The sequence below is a fragment of the Lewinella sp. genome (assembly GCF_050633125.1).
Lineage (GTDB): Bacteria > Bacteroidota > Bacteroidia > Chitinophagales > Saprospiraceae > Lewinella.
Genome location: NZ_JBOEFX010000110.1, coordinates 72,660 through 87,268, shown reverse-complemented (window position 1 = coordinate 87,268; position 14,609 = coordinate 72,660). Strand labels below are relative to the sequence as shown.

Below are 14,609 nucleotides of genomic sequence, written 5' to 3'. Positions count from 1 at the left end.
GTCAAAACACATAAATGTGTCCCAAGCGTAGGATCTTAACTTTGGCCAAAGCTAACTACTCCAGTCCGCTAAATCCTCGGCCCTGATCAACAGCGGGGTGATACTATCGTCAACCAGCCCTCCTTGTTTCACCAGAGCCGTAAACGCTTCATCGATGCCACAATAAGCATAGTAAAAGATGAAAGCCTGCTCATAACGAGAGAAAAGAGATTGCAGCGTGGCCAGAAAAAATGCTTGCTCCACTTCATTAGCCAGCGCATAGCGCAGTAGGTGCTTGATGTTTTTAAAATAGACCTCAAGGATACCTATTTCATTACTGAACCAATCCTTGAAATGCTTTTTAACAATGCCTGCCCCCTGCTCGCCAGCTAAATCTTCCCTATTACGAAATTGCCGGCGATGGTTTTGATAGAATTTGAAGATGGCTTCCCGGCTTTCACTGATATTTTTCTCGTCGGCTCCAAAAATTTCCACGTAAGTGATGGCCCTCAGGTTTAGGTAATGGATATCGAGTAGCTTAAAAAAGTTAGCTCGCCGTGTAGGGAGATCATTGATATTATAGGATTGGGCCATCTCTTTTTTCTCCAGATGGTTTTCTTCCAATTGGTCAATGATACTAAGGAGGTGGTTTCGCAGCCGATTCAACCCCAACTCTATCTGTTCGTAAGGCAAAGTATTGATGGTCGAGAGATACATCAGGTCATTGTACTTGCTTTTCAACAAGATAAACTGATTATAGAGGTCAGAATCCGCTTGTAAGACTTCATCTACAGCTTCCACACCAAAGTTGAGGCCTTTGGCAACACGGCCTTTCAGTTCCTTTTTGATCGCGGTAATATCCATCGTTCAGGTGTGTTTTATCGTCCAAGTACTTAAGGGAGTTCGCAATAAATAATTTACTCTTTCAACACCTCCTCTAGCCAGGAAAGATCTGGAGAATGTTTTCGCTTTCGCTTCAACTCATGCTCGTAGACGGCTCTTCCTAATTCGCCAAAGAAAGGTAGTCCCTTTTCTTCGTATTCATACACGCCATCATTGTAAGTCTGGTTATCATTGACGTGGATTGTACCTACCAGAAAAAACTCTACGCCAGCATCCATATCGACAATATAAGCGGCATCGGTTAGGTAACCATAAGCCCAACCAACCTTGTTGAGGATACGTACATTTTTCGGAATTTGGGCAGTCGAATCCTGGTCGCCGTAGATCCAGAATTTCACATAATGGTCTTCGTGATCATAGGCCGGAGAATCGCTTTCCCGAGGAAATTGAGCCATCGCACGGTACACCCATGCGTAATCATCTGGCGTAAGGTTAAAACGCTCTCGCTCACTTACCGACTGTGGAAAAATGGCCGCTTTGAGGATATCGTGTAAATCCTGAATGGCCACATAATTCTTGTATCGAAAATCAAAAGGCTCGTTGATGATTTCACCGTCATTGTCCATGTAAGCCACGCCGCGCTGCTGGCGCGTGAGCCCAAAATCGTTGTAATAACTGCTGTACACTTCTCCTTGGTGATACAATGGGCCTTGGTCATTGACAAACTGTATCGGATTGGTCGTGCGGTTCCCTAAGGTATCATATCCGCTCACTGATAATCGATGAATAATACGGGTATCCGTAAAGCCTTTGGCCCGCAATTTCTCATTGAAATAACGTTGCCCTAAAAACTCGTACAAGCGATTATAAGCATCGTTGTCACTTACCAAGAAAATCTTGCGTACATACTGGGCCACCGAAGGCAAGCCATTGGTAGCTGTCGCATCAGCTAAAGCAGCCGTTTGCGGAGCCGTCCCTGCAAAATTTTGCATTACAGTCTGCTTATCGAGGCCTACCACACCTAGTTCATTAATTTTCTCTAAAGCCATAAACGCCGCCGGCATCTTGACTGTACTCGCTGGATAAAAATACTGCCCAGGGTCTACGCCATAGCGATAAGTCGTAAAGGAGGGTTCTCCCGCAGCATTACGATCAATCTGAGTATAGAGTACCTGTATTTCGTACTTGGCAGGGTCTTGCACCCAATCACCGAATGTGTTCTTTTCCGTTGCAATTAGCTTTTCCAAGATATTGCGTTGCGCGGGTAGTGCGGTAGTTAGCCCAAACAACAGAAGGAGGAGGCAAATATTTCGCATAAAAAAAGAGATGGTTGTTGTTCAAAGATAGGGAAGAAGGGTGGGATTTTGGTGAAAGCAGGTAGAAGGAGGCGGTTTCAATCCTTTTTCTATTGGATGCTGATTTGGAAGATAAGTTTTCGATATTTATAGGGGGCTAGACCATAAGTTCGGATTTTTTTGGCGCAGTTGAGAAAATTTTTGAATTTCCACGTATTGTGTGCCTGGAATGCTCACAGAAAGGGCTAAAATCCTCATTGCTCCTTTACACTAAAAAATAAATTAATATGAAGCTTAGGACTTGCCGCTGATATAAAAGATTTATTAGCTTTGATCCTGACCAAAAATCTGATACAAATGGGTAATTGGAAATTTATCTTGATCATTATCTCAGGATTACTACTTTCTTTATCAGCATTAAGAAGAAGTAACAACCTTAAGAAGTATGCCACAGAACAAAGTGAGTATGAACTCATTCAGGATAAATATCAGAAAGCTAAGGCAGCAAGCAAAATGACATTAAGCAATAATGCCTGGCAAAGATTCATTAAGATTAATGGGGAAAGTGTCTACGCTATTTATTCCTTTGATAGTAACTTAAATGGTACAAGGTTTCTGCATTTTAAAGGTAAAAACCAAAGTGAATGCGTAATTACGCAGGATTTCGTTCTTAAAAAGTTTTTAGGAAGTAATAACCGATACGACGATAATTATCGCTTGGTATTGACTGCCAAAGGCTCTATTCAAAGTGTTAATTGTACGGATGATATAATTACTACGGTAAATAAAAGTCCAATTCCAATTCTAACGCTGAGCTTTATGCCAATGAATGAAAAAATACAGTTACTTGATTTTCAGTCAATAGAATTAGACAAAACACCATCACTTGCAGAAACTAACAAGGAGGAACCTACTCCTAAAGAGAAAGAAACAAGTGAGCTAGTGAGAAAATATTTACAAGTATCAGAAGAGCTCAACGCTAAGTTTTCATTACAGTATCCAGGTTCTGGGCCCATCAGTTTTGAAGTTCAACCTGAGAGCAACGTACTGTATGTCACAACGAAATTTTCATCAAATATTCCAATAGCAAGTGTGAAATTTGATCGCGAAGGCTTCTATCTCAAACCTTATTATTGGTATTCAGATAAGGATAGAGTACAAGGTAAATTCTCCACAGTGAGGTTTATTAACGAAGCAGGTGACCTGAGAACAGGCACCTTAAGGTTAGTTGAAATGTATCGAGAGTACGCATTTGAGTCTGTTTCAGAATAAAATCCCGAAAGGCCAGCGCCTAAATCACCTTTAGAGCAGGCTTCTTTCAGGGCTCTAGGAAAAACCTTCGGCCTTGTAGTTGAGTGCTGTATTAAAGCCGAGGGTCTCGGTCAGGCACTTGCATTTTTCCGGGCCACCAGCAATACCTACTACTGTACAGCCTTTGATTTTGGCAACCTCTCCTACTGCACCAGCCGCACCAGACACCAGCACGATGTCTCCTTATTTGATCTTGCCTACTTCCAGAATACCGAAACAGGCCGTCATGCCAGGCATTTCCAGGGAGCCTATGTAGATAGGCATAGGCGCAAGGCGGGTATCCACTTTGTACCAGTTGTCCCCATTGGTAAGGCAATATTCCTGCACACCACCCCAACCCGTAATGATGTCTCCTACTGTAAATTTCGGGTGTTTACTAGCCACCACTTCGCTAATAGATCCTGCACGCATCACTTCACCCAAATACATAGGAATAGGGTAGCCATAGATAGTTTCAATCCTTTTCTATTAGATACTGATCTGGAAGCAATTAGATGATGGTTCGCTTAGTCATAAAAATCTTAGCAGTTCTCACTTTGACATTTTTGCCGCTGAGATATTGAGACACGGAGGTTTTTATTAGATATCCCCTGATTCCGACTTATTGATCGGAACAGCACCTCTGCTGATAATTGTTCTACAAAGTGAGAATTGCTGGTGTTTATCAGAGATTTTATAACAATTTAAGTAAAAAACTGCTACGGGTTTTAAATCTACAAAATTAAACCTATCTTCTCTAGCACCAACCACTGATAAGGCCCCAACATCAGTGTATTATAAGCAACTGGTGGCCCTAAAAAATGCTGCCAAGAACCTTCCCCTGGTGGCGAAAGATGAATTTCAGTACTGACAGGGCTGTAGTTAATTCTGATCTGAATTTGCTGTTCAACGGTATTCCATTGCCAAGTCAAAAGATGATCACTTGAATTCAAGAGCTCCCAACGACCATTTCGGAGAGCAGGTTGTTTCAATAATTGTAAAAGATAATCGTAAAAAGCTACTTGCTGAGGGTCAACAGGGGCGAGGCCTGGGAGCTGCCCTAACATCAAGCCAGCGGTAGAAATTCCGTAGACAGCCGGGTCAAATTCTTCCGGTTGCCGCCCCAATTGTACGGGTAGCCGTTTACGCCGGCCTTCCCATTGTCCTTCGTAGAACAAGCTTAATCCAGGAAGGGTGTAAGTAGCCAAGGCTGCTGCCTTAACTTTAGCTGGCGCCATTTCTGAAAGGATGCGGTCTTCGTCGTGATTTTCCAGAAAACGCGCTGATTTTGTCTGAAAATCTGTATCAGCATAAAGGTGCGAACGCACGCTACCCAGGTTGCCTTCCAATAGGCGGTCTCGTAAACGTTTATCGTACGTAAAATCAAAGCCTTGCTGCTGGAGTGTCCATTCTCGATCCCAATAGACTTCAGCGAGAAAACAAAACCCTGGAACTTTTTCTTTGACATTACGAATCGCTGTGGGCCAAAAATCGTGAAGCATTTCCACTTGATCATACAGAACATGCCCCCAGGTTTGCCGAAAGACATCTGCCAGCATGAGCATTGCCATATCGCAACGGACGGCATCACAGACTTCCGCAACCTCAAGCAGTTGTTCTTGCATAAACGCGCGAGCCGCTGGTGCCGCATAATTGACTTGCACGGTATCTTGCCAAGCGGCGAAGTAGGGATCTTTGCCGTGAGCAAAAACCTTCCCTTCCGTGGATGGTGGCCTATAGTAGGTCTCTTGATCATGCGCCAATTGGTCTTCTCCTACTTCCAAAAACACATCAGGATGCTTTGCTATCCAGCTACTTTCTGCGTGAAAATGATTGGGAACAAAATCCAACATCAGCTTCAAGCCATAGCCATTCAGCTTGATTTTTAGTTTCTTGAGGTCTCCTGACTTCCCTAGCGAAGGGTGCAACACATAACGATCTATAGCATAGGGTGAGCCAATGACATCTTCGTTCGTCCAGTCTGGCAATGCTCGGCTATACGCCTGCTGCAGGCCGTCTTCCAGTGCATAATCCAGCACATTTGGGCCCGTTTGCCACACCCCCATCAACCATACATAATCGACCCCCAATGCGCCGAGTTGCTGCCAATAAGCATCAGGAACCTCCAACAATGTAGTCGCTGGCCCAAAGCGTTTCCGCCAAACACGGGTGTTGATCTCGTAAAGAATTGGATGCATGGTCTTTTTATTGCGCAGAAAATAAAATGCGATTTCGCTTCGCGGCTTCTTCGAGGTTTCTTAAGCTCCCCAAAGAATTAAAACACTTAAAATGAAGCGTTTAGCCATCTATTTGAAAAACGAATCCTCCATTTGTTTTTTGTGCTGTCTTGCTTATAAATCGTCTAGTTCCTCAATGTTTTCTTTGGTGTGGGAAGGAGGCTGCATATCCTCCTGCACAAACTGGCACCATTCACAGTCTTCTTTACCACAACCGGTGTAAAAGTCCTGTCGCATAATCTTATCGTAGGTCGATTTGAGCAGGTCTTTGACTTCCTTCATTTCAGCAGTGGTAAAAGCAACCGTTTCTATCGTAAGGTCGCCTTCTTTATTGATATCAAGGTAAGAAATAGCTGCTGATTTCACCTGCCGCGTTTCGCCACTTCTGCTTTCCCAAAGGAGTTTGTAAAAAGCCAGTTGCCGCCAGTAATTGCCGCCTTCGGGTTTGGTGGCAGAAGGTGCTCTCAGCTTATTGCGGTTATGGCTCCCCGTTTTATAATCGACGATTTGTACCTGACGATCATCCAGCAAATCTATTCGATCAATGACGCCTTTAATGGGCACACCACCCAGCTCTACTTGCTGGATTTTTAGTTCTGTCCGGCACTGCGTCGTCCAAGAATCTTTGAATTGCTGGTGATAACGTTGAAGGTTTCGCTGCCCCTTGTCAAGCCGTTGAACATATTCTTCCGGACTAAAATAAGAGCGAACCTTTTCCATTTCTTCTTGAAAAAGTTCTTTTAAAACCTTCACTGTCGGAAACGTCCGTTTTTCCTGCGCCAGCATCAGGTTGAAGTAGCGTTGCAGTGCGTTGTGCATCGCGTGACCATAAGAGGCAGCTGGTCGCTGAATTTGCGGGGCCTGCAAAACCACTTCATAAAAGAACCTCAGCGGGCAGTCCAACATCCGTAGCCAAGTCGAAGGGCTCAGTTCAAAACCCTCCAGTAGCTTGGCTACTGCTGAACGCTCTAATGCCGGCAATACAGGTGTCTCGACTTGCTGTAAAAGCTTGAATTCGTAAGCCAAAAGATCGGTTATATCCAGCAGAATTTCTCTTTCTTCGATACCTGTGGCATCTACAATTTCGTCTACAAAACGGCACGCTTGCTGGGCTTTGTCTTTTGCGTTTTTTTGAGCGTAGGAGATATACAGGTGCTCCTTGGCCCGAGTGATCGCCACGTAGAACAACCGCCGCCGGGTTTCATCAGCAAAGGTTTCTCCGGAAAGGGTGAGGGTATCCGGCAAGGGAAAGCGGTTCCCTCTGCGGCGGCCTTCTTCCCACGAACCTTTCGTTGCATCAAGCACAAAGACGGTATTGAATTCCAGCCCTTTTGAGCTGTGGGCCGTCACCAAATGAACGCCATCTTCTAGTTCAATATCCTTTCGCATCGACAAGGAGAGGCGGTTGCCGTCCATCTGGTCCAGCATGGTCAGTAGTTCGCTCAATTCGAGGCGGGGGCGCCTTGCGATTTCTTCGCGCAAAAAGTCGAGGAAAGTTTTTGCGACTTGCACCTGCCAGAGGCGATCAGGAGCCTGCAAAGCTGCAGCCAACAAGCCGCTGCCATTGAGTAAATGCTCCACCAACTGGGGTAGGCCGGTATCTGCAACCATGGCGTGGGTCGTCTCCCACCACTCGCCAAGTTTTTTCAAGCGGTCGTGGCTGGCCAAGCCCGTGGGCCATTGGTCGCTTTGTTGTAGCCACTCTCGCCAGCTAGGACGTTCTTTATAAGAAATATTTGCCAATGCTGCGGCCATCTTGGCCAAATCCAATGGCAGTATTTGAAAGCAGCGATAATGCAGCAACTTAAACAGCCGATAATCACCACTAAAACTAGCACGTTGCTCGTCGTGCAGGTAAGCCAGCATTTCCCGAAGCTGCCGGATCATCCTACTGTCGAGGATATTGGTTTTGCGGCGAGTTTGGTAAGGAATACCTTCCTTGTCCATCATCTCTTGCAGTTGTTGTACCTGCTGATGGCGAGCGTAAATGATGGCCATCTCGCTCCAGGGGGTGCCTCCCTCCTGCTGCGCTCGCAGCTGTCGCATAATGGCTACTGCTTCCTGAAAACTATTGGGGTAAACCAACACCTCGGGAACAACTACCGACGCTTGCCGCTGCGGCAAAGCTGCCTTTAAGTTTTTCTCTATCCCCAAGTCGGCCAAGTGGCGGGTGATTCGCTGCTCGTTGTGGGTAATCAGGCCGCCTGCAGCATCGAGTACCGCCTGGGTAGAACGGTAATTTTGTTGCAACAATACCACCTTGATCTGCTCCTGGTATTGTTCGTAATAATCGACCAAATTCTTGAGACGAGCGCCTTGGAATTCAAAGATAGACTGGTCATCATCTCCGACGATAAACAGGTTGGGTTTGTCCCAAAAAGCAGCCAAAAGGTGCAGCAGTTCATTCTGAGCACCATTGGTATCCTGGTATTCATCCACCAAAAAGTAGAGGTACTGCTCTTGGTAGCTGCGCAAAAGCAGTTCATTTTCTTTAAAAGCCGCCAGTACCCAGAGGATCATATCTGCGTAATCATAGCGCTTCAGGCGAGCCAAGCCTTGCTCGTAAGCTGGATATAAAGCTACTGCAGCCCGCAGCACTTCCATTCTCAGCTCTTCGGTTTTGACCTTATTTTCTTTCAGGTCTCCTGCTTTGTATTGCCCGTATTTGCGTTGGTACCGAAACTCGGGGCGATTGGGTAAATCAGAGAGATAGGCATCAATCGCTTTTTCCAGATAGGCCGGTGTCCAACCTTCTGTTTTCATCAACTGAACAAGGTCACGGAGGTGTTTTTCGTAAAAATGGGTGTGGATTTTTCCTCGCCGCAGCGGGTTTTCCATATCCAACTGATGAAGCAATTCGCGGGTCAGTTCTATTTGTTCTAATTCCGTAATGGGTTCCAGTCCCTGCCGCCCGAAATAAGCGAGATTTTCCTGAATGACGGTATTGCAAAAAGAGTGAAATGTGAAGATGTGTACCCGGTGTGCTTCGGGGCCAATGAGCTCTAGCAAGCGTTCACGCATGGCACGTACACCAGCATCTGTAAAGGTCAGGCAGAGGATACTTTGCGCCGAGGTATCGGTAGAAAGCAGGATTTGTCCGATACGAGCTGCGAGAATATGCGTTTTCCCCGTTCCAGGCCCGGCTACGACCAGCACGGGGCCTTCGATCTGTTCCACCGCCGCCCGTTGGTCAGGGTTCAGGCGAGCCAGTTCTTTGGTAAACTCCGCATGATAAAGCGCCGCATTCTTATCCATAAATATTGAGCCTGCTGTTAAAAGCTTCAGAGCTTGTTTGGTAGGGGCTAAGATAAGGAAGCAATCCGTTTGGGGTCAAATAAGGTGCGAAAAAAGGAGGTCAGGTAATTTGCTTTAGACTTTTCCTGCGTTAATAGGCAATTATCATCCACTTTGTAATCGGTTGAATATTTCAATTTGATTAATTCCTTTTTTTACGCTAATTTAGACCTTGTTATTTTTATTTTTACAAAATGCGCGTACTCTCTGTCATCGTTGTAGTTGCCTACTTCTCTGTGCAACTTAATGCCCAAGTCATTTATGCTTTATCGAGTATGGATGAGATTTTCCGCATAGACGTGGGCACCTGTTTAACCGAGCTGGTCACCCCTCTTCCTCCACTTGAATTAACCGATATTTCCTTTCACCCTAATGGTAATTTGTACGGTCTTTCCTCAAATGGTAACTTATTTCAAATCGATACAATAACCGGAAATGTAACGTTTCTGCACAGCCTTCCGATAGAAGATCCTGACATGGCTATCTTTAATGCCCTAACCATTCGGTTTGATGGAACATTTTATGCTTCTGGAACCCATGGAGATTTATATACTTACGATTTAGAAACTGACACCAATGAATTCCTTGGCAACTTTGGTGTCAACATTGCCGGCGATCTCACTTTTTATGAAGGAGGATTATACGTAGCCACAGTACCTCGCCAAATCCTGCTAGTAAATACAGAAAATCCCGCCAATAGCAGTGTCGTCATCAATAATGCCCCTACCGGGAATAACTATTTATACGGTCTTTCTTCGGTAAACGAAGATTGTACCAACGGCGTTACTTACGCGCTATCAAACGAAAATTCTCAGCTTTACCGAGTAGATTGGGATTTAAATCTTTTATCTCCTCTCTGTCTTTTCAATATAGAATTCTTCGGTAGCGCAAGTACTTCTGAGTTTCTTCAGTCATTAGAACCCTTGCAATTTGCATCCACGGATGTCACGCAACCAAGTTGTGGCCTTGACAACGGAGCCATTTCAGTAACAACTAGTGGAGGTACAGGAGATTTAACTTACGCGATGAATGGTGAAATTTTTCAAAATGAGATTCTTGCGGAAGACCTTCCACCAGGGAATTACACCATCACCATCACCGATGAAAACAGCTGCACCATCCAGCAAACGATCCAACTAAATAATTCCTTCTTCCTGGAAATTATCGACCTCTCCGCAGAAAACACCTCTTGTGGAGAAAACAATGGGAGCATCATCATAGTCACCTCGGGCGGCACTGGGAATGTTGCTTATTCGGTTGATGGAAGTAACTTTCAAACAAGTGGGACCTTTGAAAATCTGGTACCCGATGAATATACCGTTTTTGCAATAGATGAAAGTAATTGTATTGTAACAAGCGATGTCAGCATCTTAAGTTCAATTGCGCTAACCATCCTTGATGTTAGTACAATTAACAGTGATTGTGGAGAAAACAATGGGGCAATCATTCTGAATTTACAAACCAATTCTCCCCTCGACCAAATCTTGGTAAACGACCAAAGTTATCCCTCTGTAGACGTTATCAACAACTTGTCTTGTGGAGAATACCTGGTTACAATCACTGATGAAAACAATTGTTCGGTTGAAGAACAGGTGACAATCATCCAATCAGAATGCCCGATCTATATCCCTAATGTGTTTTCACCAAATAACGATGGGATCAATGACAACTTCCGTATTTATCCACACCCCATGTTTAAAGGTACCTTGTCGAGCTTGAAAATTTTCAACCGCTGGGGTGGATTAATCCATGAATCTCAGATTTCGAGTACTGGATACTTAGAATGGGACGGAGATTTCAAAGGACAGATGATGGGAAGCGGTGTTTTTGTTTATGTGCTCGAGTTTACCACGGAAAACGGCGATGCAAACCTTATTGCTGGGGACGTTACCCTCATAAGGTAATGTGAGGTTGGTGCACAAAGCGCTTGCAGGTAGAGAAAACCCGTCACCTAACCTCATATTAAGGTAGATAAGCCCAGCCAAAACCTAGCCCCATGCCCTCCGCCCGAGCGGAGGGCATGGGGCCTCGTGGCCCGCAAGTACAGGCCCGTAAATCGGCAAATATCATTTTAGTGTGGAAGGCGGAGCCTGAAACACGCCGCAGGGACGAGGAGGACAAGGGACAATAGTGGTACCGAAGGTAAAAACGGATGGCCCGGTGCCGTAGTGGCGTTTGCAAAGCAACGCCACTACCGGCATGGCCCCAGACTATAGTCCGACCAAAATTATGCTTGCTCTACCTCTGCGATATAGTGGAAGAGACGATCAGACCAGCCATTGATCTCCGCGGTCCAGTGGCCCGTTTTGATACCATGGGTGTGGGTAGAAACATCGATAATGTAGGAGGTTTTGTAAGGAGACGTATCCGCTACAACCTTCTTGCCGCGGGACGCATCAATATCCTGGCTATCAGAAATCACCACCAGGCGATCGGCCTGATCTGCCAGGCCTTCCTCTTTCAGCCACTCACACAACTGGTGGGTGAAAATACCGCCACCACCCACTTTGGCATTGATGGCACGCTGGTCGTTGAAGATGCCAAAACCTTTGCTGTTGCTCCACAGCACGTGAGCACCTTTGCTGCTATAATCGCTACCAGCGGTGAAGACCAGCATTAAATCCTCGAACATGTAGCCGGCCAATGCCGCAAGGGCAAAAGCAAGGTCCATGCGAGAAAATTTGCTGCCACCGCTCGTCAGGGAGCCCATGCTACCAGATACATCTACCGCGAGGATAGTGGTACCAGCAATCTTACGGGTTGCGAAGCTACGGGCCATCATGTCTTCGAGCTGTGCCGCAAACTGTGGCGCATAGCGCTGAGCTGCCAGGAAGTTTAATGGCGTCAACCATTTGGAGTTGGCCTTTGTCAACGCGCGTGTTATGACCTGGCGGCTAACACCCGCCTCCGTCATACCCCGCAGGTTACGTAGCAATGCCAAGGCTCCTAGCTTACCTTCCTCCAAGAGGCGGGTAAAGGTTACGGCCTTGTCTTCGCCGGCAGAGAGGTTGCTCTCCCAGGTATCGGCTGCTGTCAGTTCGTTTTTGACCAAATCCTGCAATGCAGCGGCATTGGTCTGTGTAGGTATCGGATGCACGAGGTTGACCACATCTATCAAGCTAAGGTCGTGCTTGGCACGCTTGTACTTGGCAATCTGGTAAGCATCGTACTGGTCAAAAGCCTGCGCCAGTCCTTTTTTGATACACTTGGGGATAGGCTTCAAAGACTTGCGGCCCAATACCCGTGGCAGCATCGCCAGGGTATCTATCGTCATATCGGGGCGGGTACAGATTTTGGCCAATACATCGGCAACACCTGCACTACCGTGGTGCTTAAACAGTTGCAACGCCAGATAAATCGGCGTATGCCGCAGGCGTTGCTCAAAGCGCGTTTCTAACGCGAGTTGAGCTATCACCTCTGGTTTAACTTGAGGAATAAGCTCCTCGATACGCGTCATGATGGTATCGGCAGACTGGTAATAGGTACTTTCCCAAAGCAAGTTGGCCATAGTCACCCGACGCAGAGCTTGTTCGGGCGTATATCGCCCAGCAGCAGCGGTTGTTTTGCCTGCTATAATACCAGTAGAAAAAGGAGAGCGCGTTTTACGTTTGTTAAATTTCATGTCACTTCATTGGTGAGCACTCAAGGTGCTCTAATGAGAAAATTAGTTGATTCTAGTGGACCACTCCGTAAATTCTGTTACACCCAAGTCTTGCTTTTTTGCACTTGTACTTCGTCCCTGAAATCCTCATGTAGCTATGGCTACACTCCGGTTTCAGCTCCTCGCCCAAGCACGAAAAATCGGCGACTTAGCATAACGAAACTTACAGGGTGGTCCACTAGGTGTTGCAAGCGTTGAATTAATGTTCCTTTTGTAGGATAAATTCACCTTTTGCAAAAAGTACTGAGGAGAAAAACGGAAGCGGTTTTTTCATTCTGGTGTTTTACTGCTAAACTACGGGGCCAACAGAATGATTCTTTTGAATGCACCCTGGCGGCCCCGGTGGGACTCGATACCCACCACCCCAGATTAACTCGAAGTATCCGCAGACCTCACTGCCTCAGTTATTATTATAATCCGGGAGAAAAATTGCAGCCGTGTATTTTGATTTGGATTCGAAGTAACGGTTTTGCATCACTGCCCGGATGTTTCTATTTCAATTGTATTTGTTCCTTTGAACACTACAAAGAAGCACATACCACTGCGCAATCTTTTTGCGCAACAAAACCAGCAGTAGATTAAAAAAACGCCACAAATAGCCACAACAGCCTGAAAAACAACCAATTAAAATAATTTTAATTTATTTTAAAATAAATAATCGTAACCTGTAGAGGAAATACCGACGCCGATCGTCCCTGCGATCCTAAGAGTTCGGGCTGCTTCGCACCCTTTTGGTAGAGAGCTTAATGGTAAAGCAGCCTGACACTTTGGGGGCCTCTATTCACGACCCACCCTCTATCTCCCTCCCTTGTAATGGAGGGAGGATTGGTAATGTGTAAAGTGTTGATTTTGAAAACTCTCCAATAGCCGGCAAAAACCCATCACAATTCGTAAAATTCCCCACAAGCGCTTACTTTTACAAAAACAGCCAGTGAACGCCAGGGTATGCCAGTAAACAAAAATGCGCTCATCCGTTATCAAACGATCGACCGTTGCTTGAGCAACCGGCAGCGCCGTTGGACCTTAGTGGACCTCATTGACGCTTGCATAGCCACTTTGAGTGAATATGAAGGTAAGACAGAGCTGAGTCGTAGGACTTTGCAGTTGGACATTCAGGCAATGCGAAGTGGAAAGCTTGGCTACAAGGCGCCGATTGTAGTGGTAGAGAAGCGCTATTACGAATATGCTGATCCGACTTTTAGTATCAATAAGTCGCCGGTAGATGCCCGTGATCTTCAGCAATTGTGGGAGGCTATTAAGCTGCTGCGGCAGTTTCCTGATTTTCCTCATTTACAGCAGCTAGAGGACATGGCAGCCCGATTAGAAGACAGTATTCAAATTGGGCCAAGAGACGATAGGACCGTCGTTGATTTGGAGCAAAACCCTGACCTGGAAGGCTTGCAATGGTTGCCGCCTTTACACCAATACATCCTCAACCAAGAGGTACTCAAGGTCAGTTATCAGCGTTTTGGGCGAAAGCCGATGTCTCACGAAGTTCATCCTTACTTGCTCAAAGAGTACCGCAATCGCTGGTACTTGATCGTTTATCATCAATACCGCCGCGAAATCACGACACTTGCACTTGATCGTATTCGCCAGCTTACCCCTGCTCGGGGCGCATTATTTATTCCCAATACTTTTTTCAAGCCAGAAGAATATTATCGAGATACGATTGGCGTGACGGTTTTTCCAAAAGCCAAACCGTGTACGATTACCATTTATGCAAGCGCGCATCAAACGCCTTATCTACAGACAAAACCCTTGCACCATAGCCAGGTGTTGGTACGTGAATTGCCGGACGGCGGGAGTATTTTTCAGTTGTACCTGCGTTTGAACTATGAACTCTATCGCAGTCTTCTTGCCTTTGGCCCTGAGTTGATGGTTGTAAGCCCCAAGAGCCTACGCCTAAAAATGGAGAAGCTGTTTCAGGAAGGCTTGGAACAATACCAAAATGACCGTTTCCGTGCTCAGCTCTGGCAGCAATTGAATAAGGAAGAAGAGGAGTGATAA

The 14,609-nt window shown here is 45.9% G+C and carries 10 protein-coding genes; 3 read left to right on the top strand and 7 right to left on the bottom strand.

The window, feature by feature from the left end:
* Positions 1–51 precede the first annotated feature (51 nt).
* On the bottom strand, positions 52–843 hold the full coding sequence (locus ACRBG0_RS22200) for a hypothetical protein (protein ID WP_431489038.1): 792 nt from the start codon (positions 841–843) through the stop codon (positions 52–54).
* A 53-nt stretch (positions 844–896) separates the two neighbouring features.
* Positions 897–2,138 carry a serine hydrolase gene (locus ACRBG0_RS22195; RefSeq protein WP_431489037.1) on the bottom strand — a complete coding sequence of 414 codons (1,242 nt, stop codon included), beginning with the start codon at positions 2,136–2,138 and terminating at the stop codon, positions 897–899.
* Positions 2,139–2,474: 336 nt separating this feature from the next.
* Here ACRBG0_RS22195 and ACRBG0_RS22190 point away from each other — a divergent pair, with 336 nt between their 5' ends.
* Positions 2,475–3,389 (top strand): hypothetical protein, encoded by a 915-nt coding sequence (locus ACRBG0_RS22190; protein ID WP_431489036.1) that lies wholly within the window; start codon positions 2,475–2,477, stop codon positions 3,387–3,389.
* Positions 3,390–3,443: 54 nt separating this feature from the next.
* Here ACRBG0_RS22190 and ACRBG0_RS22185 read toward each other — a convergent pair whose 3' ends face one another.
* The 4 genes from ACRBG0_RS22185 to ACRBG0_RS22170 all read right to left on the bottom strand — a co-directional run bounded on the left by ACRBG0_RS22185 (position 3,444) and on the right by ACRBG0_RS22170 (position 8,899).
* Entirely contained in the window at positions 3,444–3,602 is a 159-nt protein-coding gene (locus ACRBG0_RS22185) for a hypothetical protein (RefSeq protein WP_431489035.1), read from the bottom strand.
* A 9-nt stretch (positions 3,603–3,611) separates the two neighbouring features.
* Positions 3,612–3,857 carry a hypothetical protein gene (locus ACRBG0_RS22180; protein ID WP_431489034.1) on the bottom strand — a complete coding sequence of 82 codons (246 nt, stop codon included), beginning with the start codon at positions 3,855–3,857 and terminating at the stop codon, positions 3,612–3,614.
* A gap of 284 nt (positions 3,858–4,141) precedes the next feature.
* On the bottom strand, positions 4,142–5,605 hold the full coding sequence (locus ACRBG0_RS22175; RefSeq protein WP_431489033.1) for an alpha-amylase family glycosyl hydrolase: 1,464 nt from the start codon (positions 5,603–5,605) through the stop codon (positions 4,142–4,144).
* Positions 5,606–5,758: 153 nt separating this feature from the next.
* Entirely contained in the window at positions 5,759–8,899 is a 3,141-nt protein-coding gene (locus ACRBG0_RS22170) for an ATP-dependent helicase (RefSeq protein WP_431489032.1), read from the bottom strand.
* 233 nt (positions 8,900–9,132) lie between these two features.
* Between ACRBG0_RS22170 and ACRBG0_RS22165 the strand changes: the two genes are divergently transcribed.
* Complete coding sequence (locus tag ACRBG0_RS22165; RefSeq protein ID WP_431489031.1) at positions 9,133–10,842, top strand: gliding motility-associated C-terminal domain-containing protein; 1,710 nt, start codon at positions 9,133–9,135, stop codon at positions 10,840–10,842.
* A 323-nt stretch (positions 10,843–11,165) separates the two neighbouring features.
* On the opposite strand, the gene ACRBG0_RS22160 is transcribed toward ACRBG0_RS22165, so the two are convergent.
* Positions 11,166–12,560, bottom strand: a complete 1,395-nt coding sequence (locus ACRBG0_RS22160; protein WP_431489030.1) for a TROVE domain-containing protein — start codon at positions 12,558–12,560, stop codon at positions 11,166–11,168.
* Positions 12,561–13,544: 984 nt separating this feature from the next.
* Here ACRBG0_RS22160 and ACRBG0_RS22155 point away from each other — a divergent pair.
* The gene (locus ACRBG0_RS22155; protein ID WP_431489029.1) at positions 13,545–14,606 is read left to right on the top strand and encodes a helix-turn-helix transcriptional regulator; all 1,062 of its coding nucleotides are present in this window, start codon (positions 13,545–13,547) and stop codon (positions 14,604–14,606) included.
* The last annotated feature ends 3 nt before the right edge of the window (positions 14,607–14,609 follow it).

What these genes read in the sequence shown, in the direction of transcription:
- ACRBG0_RS22165 (WP_431489031.1), top strand. Translation starts at nt 9,133, where the DNA reads ATGCGCGTACTCTCTGTCATCGTTGTAGTTGCCTACTTCTCTGTGCAA.
- ACRBG0_RS22170 (WP_431489032.1), bottom strand. Translation starts at nt 8,899, where the DNA reads ATGGATAAGAATGCGGCGCTTTATCATGCGGAGTTTACCAAAGAACTG.
- ACRBG0_RS22180 (WP_431489034.1), bottom strand. Translation starts at nt 3,857, where the DNA reads ATGTATTTGGGTGAAGTGATGCGTGCAGGATCTATTAGCGAAGTGGTG.
- ACRBG0_RS22200 (WP_431489038.1), bottom strand. Translation starts at nt 843, where the DNA reads ATGGATATTACCGCGATCAAAAAGGAACTGAAAGGCCGTGTTGCCAAA.
- ACRBG0_RS22160 (WP_431489030.1), bottom strand. Translation starts at nt 12,560, where the DNA reads ATGAAATTTAACAAACGTAAAACGCGCTCTCCTTTTTCTACTGGTATT.
- ACRBG0_RS22195 (WP_431489037.1), bottom strand. Translation starts at nt 2,138, where the DNA reads ATGCGAAATATTTGCCTCCTCCTTCTGTTGTTTGGGCTAACTACCGCA.
- ACRBG0_RS22190 (WP_431489036.1), top strand. Translation starts at nt 2,475, where the DNA reads ATGGGTAATTGGAAATTTATCTTGATCATTATCTCAGGATTACTACTT.
- ACRBG0_RS22155 (WP_431489029.1), top strand. Translation starts at nt 13,545, where the DNA reads ATGCCAGTAAACAAAAATGCGCTCATCCGTTATCAAACGATCGACCGT.
- ACRBG0_RS22175 (WP_431489033.1), bottom strand. Translation starts at nt 5,605, where the DNA reads ATGCATCCAATTCTTTACGAGATCAACACCCGTGTTTGGCGGAAACGC.